Genomic DNA, 17610 nt, shown 5'->3' with positions numbered 1-17610 from the left:
CGGAGCGCCGAGCGGGGCTCCGGCTCCCGCCGCGTCACTGCGCGGGCGTCCGGCCCACCAGCTTGCGCAGCACGTCCTCCATGGTGACCAGGCCCGCCAGCCTGCCGTCCTCGTCCAGGACGGCCGCGAGGTGGGTACGGCTGCGCCGCATCGCCGTGAGCACGTCGTCGAGCGGCGTGGCCGCCCGTACCCGCGCGATCGGCCGCATGGCCGTCACCGGGAACGGCAGGTCCCTCGGCGTGGCGTCCAGGGCGTCCTTCACATGGAGGTAACCGAGGATGCGACGGGTGGAGTCGACCACCGGGAAGCGGGAGAACCCGGTCTCGGCGGCCAGCTGCTCCAGCTCCTCGGGGGTGGTGCCGACGCTGGTGTGGACCACCCGCTCCAGCGGCATTACCACATCCCCGACCGGACGCCGCCCCAGCTCCAGGGCGTCGCGCAGCCGCTCGGCCGCCCGCCCGTCCAGCAGCCCGGCGTCCCCGGCGTCCTTCACGAGCCGGGCCAGCTCGTCGTCCGAGAACGTGGCCGAGACCTCGTCCCTGGTTTCGACCCGCAGCAGCTTCAGCAGCGTGTTGGCGAAGGCGTTGATGGTGAAGATCACCGGCTTCAGTGCCCTGGCCAGCGTCACCAACGGCGGGCCGAGCAGCAGCGCGGCCCGGGTCGGTTCGGCCAGCGCGATGTTCTTCGGCACCATCTCGCCCAGCAGCATGTGCAGGTACGTGGCCACGGCCAGTGCGATCACGAACGAGATCGGGTGGACCAGCCCGTGCGGTACACCGACGGCGTCGAACACCGGCTCCAGCAGATGCGCGATGGCCGGCTCGGCGACGATACCGAGCACCAGGGTGCACAGCGTGATGCCGAGCTGCGCCGCCGCGAGCAGCGCGGAGACGTGCTCCAGGCCCCAGATGACGCTGCGCGCCCGGCGGTTCCCGGCCTCCGCCTCCGGCTCGATCTGACTGCGGCGTACGGAGATCAGGGCGAACTCCGCGCCGACGAAGAAGGCGTTGACGACCAGGGTGAGGAATCCGATCAGCAGCTGGATCGCGATCATCGGCCCTCCTCCGCGGTCGCGGCCGTGCCGGCGCCCGGCGCGTGCATCAGCACCCTCGCCGCCCGGCGCCCGGAGGCGTCCACCACGTCCAGGCGCCAGTCGGCCAGCTCCACGCCGTCGCCGACCGCCGGTATCCGGCCCAGCTCGGTGGCGATGAGGCCGGCCAGCGTCTCGTACGGGCCGTCCGGCACGCGCATTCCGATCGTCTCCAGCTGGTCGGTGCGGGCGGCTCCGTCGGCCGACCACAGTGGCCTGCCGTCGGCGTCCTCGCCCGCCCGCACCAGGTCGGGCGTCTCGTGCGGGTCATGCTCGTCACGTACCTCGCCGACCACTTCCTCGACGATGTCCTCCAGCGTCACGACCCCCGCCGTGCCGCCGTACTCGTCGATGACGACCGCCATGGTCGACTTCCCGGACAGCCGGTCCAGCAGCCGGTCCACGGTCAGTGTCTCCGGTACGAGCAGGGGCTCGCGGATGATCTCGGTGACCCGCTTGCGGCGCCTGAGCCGGTCCGGTACGGCCAGCACGTCCTTGATGTGCGCGATGCCGATGACCGAGTCCAGACCCCCCTGGTAGACGGGGAAGCGGGAGAGGCCGGTGGCCCGGGTGGCGTTGGCGACGTCCTCCGCGGTGGCCTGCGACTCCAGAGCGGTCACCTGGACGCGCGGGGTCATCACGTTCTCCGCGGTGAGCTCGGCGAGGTTCAGGGTCCGTACGAACAGCTCGGCCGTGTCGGCCTCCAGGGCGCCCTCCTTGGCGGAGTGGCGGGCCAGGGCGACCAGCTCCTGCGGGCTGCGCGCGGAGGCGAGCTCCTCGGCCGGCTCCATGCCGAGCCGGCGCACGATGCGGTTGGCGGTGTTGTTGAGGTGGCTGATCAGCGGCTTGAACGCGGCGCTGAAGATCCGCTGAGGGGTGGCGACCACCTTGGCGATCGCCAGGGGCGAGGAGATGGCCCAGTTCTTCGGGACCAGCTCGCCGACGACCATCAGAACGACGGTGGACAGGGCCGTACCGATGACGAGGGCCACGGAGGAGGCCACCGAGGGGGACAGGCCGAGGGCCTCCATGGGGCCGCGGATCAGTTCGGCGATGGACGGCTCGGCGAGCATGCCGACCACCAGGTTGGTGACCGTGATGCCGAGCTGGGCACCGGAGAGCTGGAAGGTGAGGGAGCGCACCGCCTTGAGGGCGCCGGCCGCTCCGCGCTCGCCGCGCTCGACGGCCCGTTCGAGGTCGCCGCGCTCGACCGTCGTGAGGGAGAACTCGGCCGCGACGAACGCGCCGCACGCAAGGGAGAGCAGCAGTGCCACGACGAGCAGGAGCACTTCGGTCATCGGTTCACCTCCGTCCCATGATCGGCCAGGGAGGGGAGGAGTGCGCGATGTCGGGTACTGGGAGGCTCGCCCATGGGCGGACGCTCACACCTTTCGGTCGATGGTGAAGGGATGCAGTCATGGTAAAGGATCGGCAAAGCAGTCGGGTCGGTCCAGGTGGGGCTGGGGTTCAGGTGCCCCGGGCCCGGCCCGGCCATGCGGGTGTGCGGCCACGCGGAGTACAACCGGCGGGGTCAGGCGCTGTCGGCCGGGAGCGACTTCACCCAGCGGCTCCACTCCGGCTGGGAACCGTAGCCCGCGGCCTGCCAGGTGCGGTGGGCGAGCTCGTTGCGGTCGAGGACCATCGCGTCGGCGCGCCGCCCGCCGAGGCGGGCGAAGCGCTCCTCGGCGGCCGCGAGCAGGGCGCTGCCGATGCCCTGCCGCCGGTGTTCGGGGTGCACGGCGAGCCGGTAGAGGCCGCACCGCCAGCCGTCGAAGCCCGCGATCACGGTGCCTGCCAGCTGCCCGTCCCGCTCCGCCAGGAGCAGGGCCTGCGGGTCGCGGGCGACCAGCCGGTCGACGCCGTCCCGGTCGTCGCTGATGCTGGTGCCCTCCGCCGCGATCCGCCAGAAGGCGAGGACGGCGTCGAGGTCGGCCGGCTCGGCGGCCCGTATGTGCAGATCGTTCATGGCCGGATCCCATCACCGGACGGGCGGCTTGGTCGACCGTGTTCCGGTATCCGGGATCCGGCACGGGTGCGGTGCGCCTGTCCGGGCGCGGGCGCCGCCGACGAGGGGACCGTACGGGCGGGCTCGGCGGGGCGCGGCCGGTCACCGGTGGCTCCCGCGCCATGACCGGCGCGACGGCGCGGGCTTCCGCGCTTGTCGGCGCTAGCGTCCTCGCGCTAGCTTGAGAGGGTGGCGAAGACGCAGCTGAACGTCAGGGTGGACGAGACCACCGCCGATGCCGCCCGCCGCCGGGCGCAGCAGCGCGGGGTGAGCGTCAACAGGTACATCGAGGAGCTCGTCCAGCAGGACGCGGGCGAGGCGGGCCGCACCTTCGTCGAGGCGGCGGCCGACTTCATGAACCAGTACCGGTCGGTGTTCGCCGAGGAATTCGGCACCGGCTCCCCGAAGGGCGAGCCCGCGGAGCCCGACGAGGGAGTGCGCGGCGGCGCCCCGGCGGGAGGGCGTGCCAAGGCGGCACCCGCCCGCGCCGAGGACGCGCGGTGACCATCGGTTCCCCGACCGCATGAACCTCTCGATCGACCTCGCCTGGCTGCTCATGATCGCCGAGCACAGGACACCGGGAGACCCGCAGGTCACCGACTGGGGCGCGCTCATCGCGGCCGTCAGCCGGCATGACGCGGAGCTCTTCGGCACGGCCGTCTACGACGACCCGCACCTGCGGGCGGCCGCTCTCCTCCAACTGCTGCTCCATGTGCCGGCGTTGGAGCACTCCAACGCGATGTTCGCCTCCGCGGTCGCCTATGGCTACCTCGTCGCCTGCGGCCTGAAGGTCGACACCTCGCCCGAGCAGGTCAGGGATCTGGCCCGGCTGGTCAAGGGCGGTGAGGCGGACGTCCGCGCCATCGCCGCCGAGCTGCGCCGATGGAGCCTGTGAGTCCCTTTGTGCGGGCTCACCGGAATGGGCCTCATCCCGCCCGATCCCTCGCTAGGTTGCGACACATGGGACCCACGAAGAACATACGCACCAGACGTATCTCCGTCGCCGTGGCGGGAGCAGCGGCCATGGTCGTGCTGAGCGTCGGCGGCGCCCTCGCCGCCGCCTCGGACGGCGCCCCCGGCCCGGGCCCGACGGCCACCTCGTCGATGCCGCCGTCCTGGCCCTCCGCGTCATCGACCACTCCGCCGGACCCGGGCGGCATCAGCGGCGGGACGAGCGGCGGGACCGTCGAGGGCGGCAGCAGTGGCGGGACCGTCGAGGGCGGCGGCAGCATCGGCGGGACGGTCGACGGAGGCGGCAGCGTCGGCCCGATCGGCGGGACGGACCCCGACCCGACGCCCTCCCCGACGACGCCGCCCTCTCCGACCACCCCTCCCGACCTCGACTCCCTCAACAAGCGCATCGACGAGCTGAACCAGAAGGTCGATCAACTCCCGACCAAGAAGGAGCTCGCCGACGCGCTGCGGGCTTTCGCCGACGAGCTCGACAAGCCCACGAGCTGACCCGCGATCCGGGCTCCCGCCGGTAGGCGAGGCCGGATGGCTCTGCACCGCGCCCGGCCACCGGCACTGCCCGGTTCCGCGACGGCGCGCGGACCGTCGCCCGGGGCGGCCCCGACGAGAGCCGGGGACGGTCGCCGCCCCGGCTGCCGCCGCCCGTACGGTGAGGCGATGCCCGCGGCCATGGCCTCGGGCATCGCCTTCGGCCGGCCGGCGGTCCCGGCTCCCCGTTCCGTCTCCGATACCTCGAGCCCTACGCCGGGGCGGCCCGCACGTGGCCGCACGCCCGATGCCGAGGTCATCGACACCACGCACCCACCTTCGCCCAGACCGCCCAGACCGCCCAGACCGCCCAGCAGATCGCAGGGGCCGTCTGTCCTGTCCCTTCCGGGTTGGCAGCTGGCAGGACTCCAACCTGTGGGGTGGACAAGTGGTTCGGGAACGGAGTCGGGTGTCGTTCTCCGAACGAGTCGGCTCTTGCGGAACCGGATCTCGTGGTGAGGCCCCGTCCGGGACTGGTTCACCGCTCGCCGGCAGCCTCCAGGATCGCTCGGAGACGCGACAGGCATTCGTTGACGAAGGCGGGACAGGTGGCCCAGTAGTACGACACTCCGCTGATTCCGACGGCGATGGCCCAAGCCCGGGCACGCAGCCAGGTCACGTCGTCGAGGCTCATGGCGTCCCAATATGCCTGTCGGGCCCCAGGCGGAAGGTCCCACAGAGGCGAGTGCTCGGCGTCGGGGAAGCCGACGGAGAGGGCTCCGAAGTCGATGACCGCGTGCAGCTTCCCCTGCTGTACCAGGAGGTTGCTGGGTTTGAGGTCTCCGTGGAGCCACACCTGGTGGCCGGATGGCTCGGGCAGGGCGAGCGCACTCTGCCACAGGTGTCGCAGGTGCGCGATGTCGAGGTCGAGGCCCTCGATCGTTCGGCAGTTGTCGAAGCACTCGCCGACCCACCGTTCACAAGCGTGCAGGCCACCTCCGCGGTACCAGCTGAGCTCGCCCTGACGAGTGGCTCCCATGAGAGGGACGGAGTGCAGGCTCCGCACGATCGTCGCCAGGTCGGCCCCGAAGGCGGGCCAATCGGTGACCGATCCCAGGCCGGCTTCATCGCCGTCGATCCAGCGGTACACCGACCAGGCGAGCGGGAACGCGGAGCTCGGGGTGCCGGCGTGCACCGGCTCCGGGATGCGACAGGGGAGGTGCGGCGCCAGCCGCGGCAGCCATGTCTGCTCTTTCCGTACGGCCTTCGCATTGTCCTGGGTGCGCGGCAGCCGTATGAGCAGCTGGTCGCCGAGCCGGTACATCCTGTTGTCGGTGCCCTCACCGGCCGGTGAGATGGGGAGGGCGGACCATTCCGGTTGCTGCTCCCGCAGCAGCGACCGGACGACCGCCTCATCCACACGGATCTCGTTCTCATGAAGTGTCACGCTGAGAGCTTTCTGCCCGGGCTTCGCCGCCGCCAGTGAATTCTTCAGGGCGGTCGCCGCTCAGAACACGATCCGCCGGGAAACCGCCAGGTCATGTGGGACCGAGTGAGGATGTGCCGGATCCGGCCGCAGCGGCAAGACACTCCCCCTAGTAGTCCAGCTCCACGTAGTCGATGTCGGTGAACTCGACCATCAGGCCCTGGGCGCGGCGGCCGTGGTCCTTGAAGTACTGCTCCTGAAGGCCCTCGGCGGCGATGTCGCGCAGTTCCCGTTCCGTGGCGCCGCCGGTCCGCGCGTCGAACAGACGGGCCGCGTAGGAGGGCGGCAGGTGCTGGGTGATCAGTCGCAGGCGGCCGTCGTCGGTGGAACCCGGCGCGGCGGTGAAGCCGAAGCGGGCGCGCGTCTCGATCACGATGCCGCCACTGGTGGCCGCCGTCTGCCGGGCGCGCTGCCGCACGCGCGGCTGCCAGCTCTTGCGCACCTCGTCCACCAGCCGGCCGGCCAGCTCCTTCCGGGGCCGTTTCAGCTGGTCCTTCAGATACCGCTCGACGGTCCGCTGCGACACGCCCAGACGCCGCGCCACCGCCCGTGTCGAGCCCTTCTCGCTCCTGACGAGGAAGCGCATCTGAGCCCCCGCCGACTTCGGCAACGGCCGTGTGAAGGTGTTCTCGGCCGCCCTGTCGAGACTGTCGCCCAGGATTCCCATGGCGCGTGCCCGCTCCTACTCTCCGCCGGCGGCGGCATCGGTGCCCTTGATGTGGCGGGCCGGGTTGTGTCCCTGGTCCAGCATCCGCACGGCCCACATCAACGACTGCGTCCCCTCGTGCTTGACCATGCCGGGGGAGACCCCGAGCCGGAATCCACCGGGCAGTGGCCTGTCGTCGGGCGTGCGCGGCAGGAAGTCGAGCGGGCCCGGGCCGTCGGAGAGGTACACGGCGCAGTCGGACAGCACCGCCACGGGGAACAGACCGGCCCCGGCGAGCCGCAGCATCTTGCGGTGCATGTTGACCCGTGCCGCCGAGATGACCGCGGCCCGGATGTCGGGACGCCAGGTGGGGCGGTCGAGCGCGGGCCAGCGTTCGCCGGGCCGGTAGCCCGCGCCCTGCGGGCGTTCCCGGAGTTTGCCGATGCCGCCCTTCACGGTCGCCTTGATGGCCGACAGGACCGCGGCCTGCCCCGGATCGACCGTCCTGTGCCGCTCCATCGCGGCCAGGAACTCCCGCTCCGGCATACCCGCGCGCACGCCCAGCCGTTCCATGGTCGCCAGGTAGGCATCGCGCAGCCGGGTGTACCAGGCGTCCAGATAGGCGCCGCTCTCCGGGCGTAGGTAGGCCTCGGCCGGGCGGACCGGGTGGCCGAGCTCCTCCGCGTACGCGACCGTCGGCGTCGCGTACCAGGCCGGGCCCTCGGGCGGGGCGCCGTGCGGGGTGAACGGGTTCGGCAGCCGGGGATCCAGCCGGACCGACGAGAGGTCCACCAGCCACGAACCCGGCGTCCTGCGGTCGAACGCCGGTGCCTTCACGTGCTCCGGCGCTCCGAGGCCGACGGTGAGCCGGTTCGCGGCCGCCGCGAAGGCCATGTTGACGTCGATGCCGACCGCGAACGGCCGGGCGCACTCGTCGTCGTCCAGCAGCTCCGGATCGCGGATCCAGTCGTACGCCTCCTCGTCGAGGACCTCGTCCGGCGTGCGCCGGTGACCGCGGGGGTACAGCGCCGCGACCACGGGGTGCTCGTCGGGCGCCTCCGGCGGCGCCGGGTCCACGGCCGCGGTCAGCGAGCCGGGCACCGGGCCGGACACCCAGGTGCCCGTCGCCTCGTCCCGCACGGGCCGGGTCGGGGGGCGCAACGCGGTCATCAGCTCCAGCCCCGTCACGGCGGTGGAGCCGCGCGGGGTCAGGACACGTCCCGCGTACGCGGCGAGCACGTCGGCGAGCTCGGCGGGCGCCAGTCCCGGCGTACCGCCCCAGGCCCGGGGGTCGAACGCCCCCCAGGGCTCCACCGCGAACTGCACGCACTGCCGCCGGCCGTGGTCGGCCGGCCGGTAGATCCTGGCCCACGGCCCGAAGCCGCGCCGGGTCAGCCGCCACTTCGCGCGGGTGATCCGTCGTACGACCTCGTGGTCGTCGGGCAACCGCAGACCGCGCCGGTCCGCCAGCTCGGCCGGCAGCCCGAACCGGACGGCGGCGGCCTCCGTGAGGACGATCAACGGATCGGCGTCCCTGCCGTGGCGGTGCAGCCGGGGCGCTCCGAGCCCGGCCTCGGTGAGGGCCCACTCGACCAGCGCGGGAAGGTCCGTGGCGGGGCAGTCGAGGACGAGGCCGCCCGCGCAGTAGGCGTTGCCGTCCCCGTCCAGCACGGCCAGTGGGCCGTTCGGGAAACGGGCCTCGCCGCTGTCCGGCTCCCCCCGCCCTCCCCGTGCTTCCCGTGCACCCCGGGCCGTCCCGTGCCGCGGAGCCGTGGTCCTTCGCGCCTCGGTCGCGGCACGCGGTTCGTTCCGCCCGCCATCGAGCGGCGCGTCGGCCGAGGGCGCCGGGGCCGGTGCCGGGACCGGTGCCGGGACCGGCCCCGGCACGGAGAACGGTGTCGCGGCCGGTGCCGGTGCGGGCGGTGCCACCGGAGCGGGGGGTGCTGGGGGTGCGGCGGGTGCCGGTGCGGCAGGGGCCGCCGGGTGCCGTTCCGCGAGGCCCGCCAGCAGGCGCGCGTACGCCGCGCGCTTCGGAGGGCGGGGCTCGGTACGCCCGGACTCCCACCCGGTCACCGTCTCGCGCCGTACGGCCAGCGCCTTCGCGATCTGGTCCTGGCTCAGCCCGGCGGCCTCGCGCAGCCTCCTGCGCTCGTCCGGATCGGGCAGCGCGTCCAGCGCCGCGATCTCCAGCAGGGCGTCGACCGCCGCGAAGAGTTCAGCCTGCTCATGGGACACCCGGCATCACCTCCATCGACGATCACCCTAGTCCAAGCGCACCACAGGCCGAACGCGAAACGCACACCTCTCGCCTCGCTCGCGGCAACCGCACGCCGCGAACCGGGCCGGCGGGCCGGCCGCCGCGTCGAGGACGAATCCGTCCACCCGGCCCGGGGCCGGTCGCCCGCGGCGACGCAGCCGTCGCCGACGAGACGCAGCCGTCGCCGACGACCTGTGCTCCGTTCTCATGGGCGAGGACGCCGGGGTGCTCCGCCACGTCGTCCGGCGAAACGCCGAAGACGTCCGCTGCCTCGCCGTCCGACCCGTCTCGGCGGGCCGACGGCACCATTCGTACACGCATCCGATGTGATCACCCGTTGGTGAGTTCCTCCGTTCTTCGCCCCGGTGCCACTCGACGCTGGAAGGCGCGGCGCGGCGCACTGCCGCTGTCGTCCGGACGAGCTGTGAGCGGGGGAGACGGCATGACGCGGGAGCGGGAACCGCGCGGGGGACTGGACGAGCAGGCGGTGCTGCTGGCGGCGGGGCTGGCCGACGTGGCAGTGAGCGTGTTGGGCACGGCCATGGGCACGGTACGGGGGCTGTTGCGGCGTTCCGACGCGTCGGAACTGGCGGCGCAGGCCGAGCGGGATCTTCTGGCGCGAGGGCGCCTGGTGCTGGACCGGTACGCGGCCGCGCCCCCGGCCCACCTGGAGGTGCTCGCCCGGCACCGCCTGACCCGGCAGGCCCGGCAGGCCGACGATGGCGCCTGACCCGTGGGAGCCGGCCGCGTTCAAGGCTCGTGTCGACGCGGTGCTGCGGCGCTTCGTCGCCGAGGAGGCCGACCGGCTGGCCGCGATCGACCCGGCCCTGGGGCCGGTGGCCGATCGGATGGAGGCGGTCGTCGCGCAGGGCAAACGGCTGCGGGCGGCGTTCTGCTACTGGGGCTGGCGTGCGGCGGGGCAGCCCGACAGCGACGCACTGCTGCGCGCGGCGGCCTCGATGGAACTGGTGCACGCGGCCGCGGTGGTGCACGACGACCTCATCGACGACAGCCCTCTGAGGCACGGACGGCCCACCGCCCACGTCGCCCTGCGCGCGGCGCTGCCGCACCGCCACCGGGCCGCCCATGCCGCACGGTCGCTGGCGATGCTGGTGGGGGACCTGCTGATGTCGCTCGCCGGGCAGCTGTTCACCACCAGCGGCCTGCCCGCCGCCTACCTCGGACGGGCCCGCCCGCTGTGGGCGGTGCTGGCCCGGGAGCTGATCGCGGGCGAATGCCTGGAGATCCTCCACACCGGTGACGCCCCCGACACCTCCACCTCACTGAAGGTGATCCGGTACAAGACCGCCAAGTACACCGTCGAGCACCCCCTGTTGATCGGCGGCGCCCTGGCGGGGGCGGGCGAGCGACTGCGCGAGGGCTACTCCGCCTACGGGCTGCCGCTGGGTGAGGCGTTCCAGCTGAGGGACGACCTGCTGGGCCTGTTCGGGGACCCGGAGCACACCGGCAAGGCCAACGCCGACGACCTGCGCGGCCGCCGGCCCACCGCCCTGCTCGCGGAGACCTGGCGCCTCGCCGGTGACGACGAGCGCGAGCGGCTGGGAGCCCTGCTGGGCCGGCGCGACCTGGACGAGGACGGTGTGCGGGCGGTACGCGCGACGATGTGCCGGCTGAAGGCCCCCGACCGTATCGAGGACATGATCACCGCGCGGGTCGAGGAGGCCGTCGCCGTCGTCCACGGACTCGGCGTGCCCGCGTACGCCGCCGCCGCGCTGAACGCCCTGGCGCATTCGGCGGCGATCCGCCTGTCCTGACCCCTGCCCGGGGCGGTACGGGCCCGCGCCCTCCGCCACCGGCCTTTCCCCCCCGTCCGCGGTGGACGACACCGTCGGAGCACAAGGAGCCCTGCCATGACCCGCACCGAGGCATCGATGGACGCCCTGCGGCAGGTCGGCGACGAACTCGCCGACGCCACCGTCGCCGCCCTCTTCGCACGCGGGGAGGTCGGCAGGTTCAACTCCCTGATGCGGTACTTCTCCACCGTCGGTGCCCCTCTGCCGGACGGTCTGCCCGATGTCGCCAGGGAGTACCTGGAGGCCACCAGCGCACCGCCGGCCTGGGTGGACTGGGACGAGATGGAGAAGGCGCGGTTGTTCTTCATCGACAACGACGTGCACGTCTCCACCGCGCTGTCCTTCGCCTCCATGCCCGCCTGCTACGTCGTCCCGCCCGTGGCGAAGCTGCTGTCGACGACCCACGGGCTGAAGTACCCCTCCAGGCGGATGGCGGAGACCGGCCAGTTCACGGTCTACCTGATGCGGCCCGACGCCTTCGAGGCGGGCAGCCGTTTCATCCCCGCCGCGCAGAAGGTCCGCCTCCTGCACGCCTCCATCCGCCACCACCTCGCGCGCGAGAACCGCTGGGACACCGGGGCGCTGGGGGTGCCGATCTGCCAGGAGGACATGATCGGCGGGCAGATGTTCTTCTCGCTGCTCGTGCTCGACTCCCTGCACCGCCTCGGGATCCACATGTCCACGGAGGGCGCGGAGGCGTACTACTACGCGTGGCGCGTGGTCGGTGCGATGCTCGGTGTCGACCAGGAGGCCGTCCCCACGACCCTCGGACAGGCCCGCCGGTTCCTCGACCTGTACATGATCCGGCACATGGGGCCCTCCGAGGAGGGCGTCGTCCTGACCCGGCAGCTCATCGACCTCTACGAGGAGGTCGTACCGGGCAGGTTCTTCGACCCGCTCGTCCCGGCCCTCATCCGCCACCTCGTCGGCGACACCTGCGCCGACTGGCTCGACGTCCCGCGCACCGCCTGGGACACCGTCGCGAGGACGGTTCCCCGCCTCCTGGGCGTGCTGGAGACGATCGAGGACCGTTCCCCCCTCGGCGCCTGGGCCCTGGACCGCCTCGGACACCTCGCCACCGTCCTGGAGCTGTCCTCCCTCACCCGGGGACGGGTCATGCACTACGCGATCCCGGAAGAACTCAAGGCGGACTTCGGCGTCCCCCGTGCGGTGCCCCGCACCCGACGCTGGACCCCGCCCGCCCCCACGGACCTGCCCTGACGGGCGGAGGCGGAAGGCGAACCCCGGGCCCGTCCGCGTCAGGCCGGCCAGGGCGGGGGTGGCGGGGCAGCGCGGTCAGCCGGCCGTCCCGGGACGCCGCGCGACGCCCAGCACGCACGAGGAGGTCGGCAGACCCACACCGCTCTCCGGTACCCGCACCCTGCGGTACGTGACGATCTCGAAGCCCGCGGCCGTCACGGCGCCCAACGGGTCGCGCGCCGTATGGCAGCCGCCGAACAGCCGCGGCCACACGGTGCGGTCCAGTGCCCGCTGGGCCGCGGCCATGCCCCTTCCCGGCGCCAGCCCGTGCTCGAAGAACCGGAGCTCACCACCGGGCCGCAACACCCGCCGGATCTCCCCGAGCGCGCGCTGCACGTCCCGTACGGTGCACAGCACCAGCGACGCCACGGCCGCGTCGAACGCCTCGCTCTTCACCGGCAGGGCTTCGGCCGTGCCGGGGACCACATCCACCGGGACCTCGGCCCGCATCGCCGCGCGCACCGCCAACTGCCGCAGTGAGCGCTCCGGTTCGAGCGCGACGACCTCGGAGACGGCGGACGGGTAGTGCGCGAAGTTCAGGCCGTTGCCCGCCCCGACCTCGATGACCCGGCCGGACAGTCCGGCCAGCAGCTCGTCCCGGTACGCGGCCACCCCGCCCTTGAGGTCGGCGACGACGCTGACCCGGGCGTAGAAGCGCGCGAAGAGCGGATGGTGGACGGTGTCCCGGGGGATCTTGGTGCTGCTCGCCGGCATCGCGGACCTCCTCCGAGAAGGGACGGGCGGACACGGGGATTGTCCCCCGTACCGCCCGTCCCCGCCTTCATCAGCCGCGCCGCGATCGCCGGAATCATCCCTTCGGGAGAGCGGCATCCGGGAGGAGGCCGGAGCAGAGCCCCGGCCCCGGCCGACCGCCTCCGGTCATCCGCCCACGGACGCGGTGAACGACGCCGCGTTCCAGCTCCCGCCGAGTGCGGGCGCCAGCCAGTCCCGCGCCCGCGCACGGAAGACGGCGGGCTCCAGCGACCCCGCCCCCTGCGGCACCGCGCCCAGCAGCGGCGCTCCCGCCGCGTCGGGCAGGTCCGACAGGTTGCAGCGTTCCGCGAGTCCGGGCTCCCGGGGCCAGCTGCCGACCACCACACCGGCCTGCTCCAGTCCCCTGGCCCGCAGCCCTTCACCGGTCAGCGTCGCCATGTTCAGCGTGCCGAGCCCGGCGGGGGCCACGACCAGCACCGGCGCGCCCAGCAGCCGGGCCGCGTCGGCGAGCGTGCCGCCGTCGGCGTCGAACCGCACCAGCAGACCGCCCGCGCCCTCGATCAGCACCAGATCGTGCTCCGTGGCGAGCTTCTCGGCGGCCTCGGCCACCTCCTGGGGCCGTACCGGCGCGAGCCCCGCACGCCGTGCGGCGGTGTCCGGCGCCAACGGCTCCGGATAGCGCGCGAGTTCGAGGGCCGTGACGCCCCCGGCGAGCCGGACCACCTCGTCGGCGTCGCCCCGCTCGCCCGGACCGACGCCGGTCTGCGCGGGCTTCAGCACGGCTACCGACCGTCCCCCGGCCCGCGCCACGGCGGCGACGGCGGCGGTGACGACGGTCTTGCCGATCTCCGTACCCGTCCCGCTGACCACCAGTATCGTCATCTCAGCCCTCCCGTGCGGCCGCGCACACCGCGCGGCAGATCCGTGCCAGGTCGTCGTCGCTCGTGACGTACGGCGGCATCACGTAGATCAGGTCGCGGAACGGCCGCAGCCACACACCCTCGCGCACCGCCGCCGCCGTGGCGGCCGCCATGTCCACCGCGTGATCCAGCTGTACGACGCCGATGCCGCCGAGGACGCGCACCTCGCTCACCCCGGGCAGCTCCCCGGCCGCGGCGAGCCCCTCGCCCAGCGCGGCCTCGAGCCGCTTGACCTCCCACGCCCAGTCCTGGCCCAGCAGGAGGTCGAGCGAGGCGCAGGCCACCGAGGCGGCCAGCGGGTTGCCCATGAACGTGGGGCCGTGCGCCAGCACCGGCACCTCGCCCCGGGAGATCCCGTCCGCGACACGCGCACTGCAGAGCGTCGCGGCCAGCGACATGTAACCGCCGGTCAGCGCCTTGCCCAGGCACATCACATCGGGCGAGACCCCGGCGTGGTCCGCCGCGAACAGCGCCCCCGTCCGGCCGAAACCGGTCGCGATCTCGTCGAACACCAGCAGGACGTCGTGGGCGTCGCACGCCTCGCGCAGCACCCGCAGGTACTCGGGGGAGTGGAACCGCATCCCGCCCGCGCCCTGCACCACGGGCTCGACGATCACCGCGGCCAGCTCGTCGGCGTGCCGCTCGATCATGGCCCGCAGCTCGTCCGCGTAGGACTCCTCGTACGCGGCGGGGGGCGGTCCCACGAAGATCTGCCGCGGCAGCACGCCCGACCACAGGCCGTGCATACCGCCCTCGGGGTCGCACACCGACATCGGCTGCCAGGTGTCGCCGTGGTAGCCCCCACGCCAGGTCAGCAGGCGCTGCTTGGCCGGCCGGCCGATCGACCGCCAGTACTGGAGGCACATCTTCACGGCGACCTCGACGGCGACCGAGCCGGAGTCGCAGAGGAACACATGGCGCAGGGGCTCCGGTGTGATCTCCACCAGACGGGTGGCCAGGCGCACGGCGGGCTCGTGCGTGAGCCCCCCGAACATCACATGGCTCATCCGGTCGAGCTGGCCGCGCACCGCCTCGTTGAGCACCGGATGGTTGTAGCCGTGGATCGCCGACCACCAGGACGACATGCCGTCGACCAGTTCGTCCCGGCCGTGCGCCGGCTGCGCGAGCCGCAGCCGGACCCCGGACGCGGACTCCACGACCAGCGGGTCCGTACGGCCCGGCATGGGGCCGTACGGATGCCAGACGTGGGCCCGGTCCAGGGCGATCAGCTCGCCGGGTGTCAGTGGCTCAGGCATTGGGCGCGAGGTCGGTTCCGGCGCCCCGGCGGCGTACCGCCACGAGGTCCGTACGAGCGGAACCGGCCGTCGCCGTCGCCGCGGTGGCGCCGGCCGCCCCTACGGGCTCGGCGGATTCGGCGGAGCCCGCCGCGGCCGAGGAGCCGCAGACCGAGCCCGATCCCGAGCCGGAACCGCAGCCGCCGGAGGAGCCGCAGCCCTCCGCCGCCGCGTCCGCCCGGTGCGCGGGCAGTGTCGTCGTGCCCGCGCCCTCCACCTCGAACCCGGCGTCCGCGATCATGTCAAGGTCGGCCTGGCCCGCCTGGCCCTCGCTCGTCAGGTAGTCGCCCAGGAAGATGGAGTTGGCGAGGTGCAGCGCGAGCGGCTGGAGCGAGCGCAGGTGCACCTCGCGCCCGCCCGCCAGCCGGACCTCCACGTCGGGGCAGACGAACCGGACCATGGCCAGGATGCGCAGCGCGCGCTGCGGCGTGAGGTTCCACTCCTTGGCGAGCGGCGTCCCCTCGAACGGGATGAGGAAGTTCACCGGTACCGAGTCGGGGTCCAGCTCGCGCAGCGCGAAGACCACGTCGACCAGGTCCGCGTCGCTCTCGCCCATGCCCGCGATCAGCCCGGAGCACGCGGACAGCCCCGCCGCGTGTGCCTTCTGGACGGTGTCCACCCGGTCCGCGTAGGTGTGGGTGGTCGTGATGTCCCCGTACGTGCCCTCGGAGGTGTTGAGGTTGTGGTTGTACGCGTCGGCACCCGCCGAACGCAGCCGCTCGGCCTGGCCGTCCGACAGGAGGCCGAGGCAGGCACACACCTCGACGCCCTCGTTCTGCTCCTTGATCGCCTCGATGGTCTGCGAGACCCGGTCCACGTCCCGGTCGGTCGGACCGCGGCCGCTCGCGACCAGGCAGACGCGCTTGGCGCCGCCCGCGACGCCCGCCGCGGCCGCCTTCGAGGCCTCGTCCGGCTTCAGCCACGTGTACTTGAGGATCTCCGCCTTCGACCCGAGCCGCTGCGAGCAGTACGAGCAGTCCTCGGGGCACAGGCCCGACTTCAGGTTCACCAGATAGTTGAGTTTCACCCGCCGCCCGAACCACTGACGACGTACCTTCCCCGCCGCGGCCACCACATCGAGCAGCTCGTCGTCGGAGGTCGCCAGCACGGCGAGCGCTTCTTCGCGGGTCGGCAGCTCGCGCCGAAGCCCCTTGTCCACCAGCGTGTTCAGCAGGTCCATGGCGCTGATCCTTGCCTACGCCCCACCCCTCGGCCAAGGAGGAACTCGACAACAGACCGTCTTTGGGGTGTGTGTATGACCACACTCTGCCCCTGCCCGTCCCCGGTTATGGTCTGTGCGCTGCCTACAAAAGGGACCCGACACATGCCCCAGGCTCCATTCGACTGGACCGACGCCGAGGCGCGCCGCCGCGCGGACGCCGGACTGGTCCGTACGCTCCGTCCGCGACCCGCCGAACCCGATGTGCTGGACCTCGCGAGCAATGACTACCTCGGCCTCACCCGCCACCCGGCGATCACCGGGGCGGCCGCCGAAGCCGCCCACCGCTGGGGCGCGGGAGCCACCGGCTCGCGTCTGGTCACCGGAACCACCCAGCTGCACACCGAACTGGAGCGCGAGCTCGCCGCGTTCTGCGGTTTCGAGGCGGCGCTGGTGTTCTCCTCCGGATACGCGGCGAACCTCGCCGCCCTGACCGCGCTCAGCGCGCGCGGCTCGTTGATCGTCTCCGACGCGGGCAACCACGCCTCGATCGTCGACGGCTGCCGGCTCTCGCGGGCCGACACCGAGGTGGTCCCGCACGCCGAGCCCGAGGCCGTCGCCAAGACCCTGGGGGCGCACCCGGGCCGGCGCGCCCTCGCGGTCACCGACTCGGTCTTCTCGGTGGACGGCGACGCGGCGCCGCTGACCGCACTGGCCGCGGCCTGCCGCGCGCACGGCGCCGCGCTGGTCGTCGACGACGCCCACGGCCTCGGTGTCCTGGGCGAGGGCGGCCGGGGCGCGCTGCACGCGGCCGGGCTCGCGGGCAGCCCGGACGTCGTCGCCACGGTCACCCTCTCCAAGTCCCTGGGGAGCCAGGGCGGAGCGGTACTCGGGCCCGCGCGGGTGATCGACCACCTGGTCAACGCCGCCCGCACCTTCATCTTCGACACGGGGCTGGCCCCGGCGGCGGCGGGCGCCGCGCTGGCGGGCCTGCGGCTGCTGCGGGACGAGCCGGGCCTGGCCGGGCGGGCGCGCACGGTCGCGGCCGCCCTGCACCAGCGCCTGACCGCCGCGGGGCTGGCCGCCGTACGGCCCGACGCGGCCGTGGTGTCGGTGCGCGCCCCGTCGGCGGAAGCGGCCGTGAAGTGGGCCGCCGACTGCCGTGCCGAAGGGCTCGCGGTCGGCTGCTTCCGGCCTCCGTCGGTCCCGGACGGCATCTCGCGCCTCCGGCTCACCGCCCGGGCCGACCTGACGGAACAGCAGATCGCGACGGCGGTCGCCACGATCACAAGGACGGCACCGGTCAGCTGACCACCCCGTCCCGCATCGCGCCCACGAAGGACGTCCAGGCCGTCGCCGAGAACCGCAGCGGCGGCCTGGTGACGTTCTTCGAGTCCCGGACGGCGAGCCGTCCGGCGTCGAGACGGGCCGCCTCGACGCAGTTGTTCATGCCCACGCTGCGACTGCTGCGCCGCCAGCGCGGTCCGTCGTCCTGTGTGAGGTAAGCAGACATGTGGGGTGCCT

18 protein-coding genes and 1 pseudogene are annotated in these 17610 nt (G+C 73.3%); 8 read left to right on the top strand and 11 right to left on the bottom strand.

The features are described from left to right. Window positions 1-34: 34 nt before the first annotated feature. From PUR26_RS23840 to PUR26_RS23830, 3 genes are all read right to left on the bottom strand, one after another. Window positions 35-1054, bottom strand: coding sequence for a hemolysin family protein (locus PUR26_RS23840; protein ID WP_329874762.1), 1020 nt, complete (start codon window positions 1052-1054; stop codon window positions 35-37). Next, window positions 1051-2388, bottom strand: coding sequence for a hemolysin family protein (locus PUR26_RS23835; RefSeq protein ID WP_329874760.1), 1338 nt, complete (start codon window positions 2386-2388; stop codon window positions 1051-1053). Before PUR26_RS23835 ends, PUR26_RS23840 begins: the two co-directional genes overlap by 4 nt. A gap of 233 nt (window positions 2389-2621) precedes the next feature. Further along, window positions 2622-3056 (bottom strand): GNAT family N-acetyltransferase, encoded by a 435-nt coding sequence (locus PUR26_RS23830; RefSeq protein WP_329874758.1) that lies wholly within the window; start codon window positions 3054-3056, stop codon window positions 2622-2624. A 228-nt stretch (window positions 3057-3284) separates the two neighbouring features. Here PUR26_RS23830 and PUR26_RS23825 point away from each other — a divergent pair, with 228 nt between their 5' ends. The 4 genes and pseudogenes from PUR26_RS23825 to PUR26_RS23810 form a co-directional block, all read left to right on the top strand. After that, the gene (locus PUR26_RS23825) at window positions 3285-3599 is read left to right on the top strand and encodes a hypothetical protein (protein ID WP_329874756.1); all 315 of its coding nucleotides are present in this window, start codon (window positions 3285-3287) and stop codon (window positions 3597-3599) included. Between the two features lie 19 nt (window positions 3600-3618). After that, a complete protein-coding gene (locus tag PUR26_RS23820; RefSeq protein ID WP_329874754.1) occupies window positions 3619-3990 on the top strand; it encodes a fic family toxin-antitoxin system, toxin component in 372 nt (123 codons plus the stop codon). 65 nt (window positions 3991-4055) lie between these two features. Beyond that, the gene (locus PUR26_RS23815) at window positions 4056-4556 is read left to right on the top strand and encodes a hypothetical protein (RefSeq protein ID WP_329874752.1); all 501 of its coding nucleotides are present in this window, start codon (window positions 4056-4058) and stop codon (window positions 4554-4556) included. A gap of 212 nt (window positions 4557-4768) precedes the next feature. Next, window positions 4769-4868: pseudogene (locus tag PUR26_RS23810) on the top strand (ATP-binding protein); the annotation flags it as partial. Window positions 4869-5073: 205 nt separating this feature from the next. Here the strand turns inward: PUR26_RS23810 and PUR26_RS23805 are convergent. The 3 genes from PUR26_RS23805 to tap form a co-directional block, all read right to left on the bottom strand. Continuing rightward, window positions 5074-5982 (bottom strand): aminoglycoside phosphotransferase family protein, encoded by a 909-nt coding sequence (locus PUR26_RS23805; RefSeq protein WP_329874750.1) that lies wholly within the window; start codon window positions 5980-5982, stop codon window positions 5074-5076. Window positions 5983-6130: 148 nt separating this feature from the next. Beyond that, entirely contained in the window at window positions 6131-6688 is a 558-nt protein-coding gene (gene tpg, locus PUR26_RS23800; protein WP_329874748.1) for a telomere-protecting terminal protein Tpg, read from the bottom strand. Window positions 6689-6703: 15 nt separating this feature from the next. Then, on the bottom strand, window positions 6704-8902 hold the full coding sequence (gene tap, locus PUR26_RS23795) for a telomere-associated protein Tap (RefSeq protein WP_329874746.1): 2199 nt from the start codon (window positions 8900-8902) through the stop codon (window positions 6704-6706). Window positions 8903-9366: 464 nt separating this feature from the next. Here tap and PUR26_RS23790 point away from each other — a divergent pair, with 464 nt between their 5' ends. From PUR26_RS23790 to PUR26_RS23780, 3 genes are all read left to right on the top strand, one after another. Then, entirely contained in the window at window positions 9367-9654 is a 288-nt protein-coding gene (locus PUR26_RS23790; protein ID WP_329874744.1) for a polyprenyl synthetase, read from the top strand. Beyond that, window positions 9644-10699, top strand: coding sequence for a polyprenyl synthetase family protein (locus PUR26_RS23785; protein ID WP_329874742.1), 1056 nt, complete (start codon window positions 9644-9646; stop codon window positions 10697-10699). The genes PUR26_RS23790 and PUR26_RS23785 overlap by 11 nt, the downstream gene beginning before the upstream one ends. A gap of 96 nt (window positions 10700-10795) precedes the next feature. After that, entirely contained in the window at window positions 10796-11959 is a 1164-nt protein-coding gene (locus tag PUR26_RS23780) for an oxygenase MpaB family protein (protein ID WP_329874740.1), read from the top strand. Between the two features lie 75 nt (window positions 11960-12034). Here the strand turns inward: PUR26_RS23780 and PUR26_RS23775 are convergent, their stop codons facing one another. From PUR26_RS23775 to bioB, 4 genes are all read right to left on the bottom strand, one after another. Then, window positions 12035-12712 (bottom strand): class I SAM-dependent methyltransferase, encoded by a 678-nt coding sequence (locus tag PUR26_RS23775; protein ID WP_329874738.1) that lies wholly within the window; start codon window positions 12710-12712, stop codon window positions 12035-12037. A gap of 165 nt (window positions 12713-12877) precedes the next feature. Beyond that, entirely contained in the window at window positions 12878-13594 is a 717-nt protein-coding gene (gene bioD, locus PUR26_RS23770; RefSeq protein ID WP_329874736.1) for a dethiobiotin synthase, read from the bottom strand. 1 nt (window position 13595) lies between these two features. Further along, window positions 13596-14888 (bottom strand): adenosylmethionine--8-amino-7-oxononanoate transaminase, encoded by a 1293-nt coding sequence (locus PUR26_RS23765; protein WP_329874734.1) that lies wholly within the window; start codon window positions 14886-14888, stop codon window positions 13596-13598. Next, window positions 14881-16107, bottom strand: a complete 1227-nt coding sequence (bioB, locus tag PUR26_RS23760) for a biotin synthase BioB (protein ID WP_329874732.1) — start codon at window positions 16105-16107, stop codon at window positions 14881-14883. Before bioB ends, PUR26_RS23765 begins: the two co-directional genes overlap by 8 nt. Before the next feature lie 144 nt (window positions 16108-16251). On the opposite strand from bioB, the gene PUR26_RS23755 reads away from it, so the two are divergent. Further along, window positions 16252-17397, top strand: a complete 1146-nt coding sequence (locus PUR26_RS23755; RefSeq protein ID WP_329874730.1) for an 8-amino-7-oxononanoate synthase — start codon at window positions 16252-16254, stop codon at window positions 17395-17397. Here the strand turns inward: PUR26_RS23755 and PUR26_RS23750 are convergent. Further along, window positions 17390-17599, bottom strand: a complete 210-nt coding sequence (locus tag PUR26_RS23750) for a DUF397 domain-containing protein (protein WP_329874728.1) — start codon at window positions 17597-17599, stop codon at window positions 17390-17392. The genes PUR26_RS23755 and PUR26_RS23750 overlap by 8 nt on opposite strands. Window positions 17600-17610 lie beyond the last annotated feature (11 nt).

It is taken from the genome of Streptomyces sp. SP18CS02, assembly GCF_036322365.1.
Taxonomy (GTDB): Bacteria; Actinomycetota; Actinomycetes; order Streptomycetales; family Streptomycetaceae; genus Streptomyces.
Note: the sequence above shows the minus strand (reverse complement) of the source record. Positions and strands in the feature narration are given on the sequence as shown.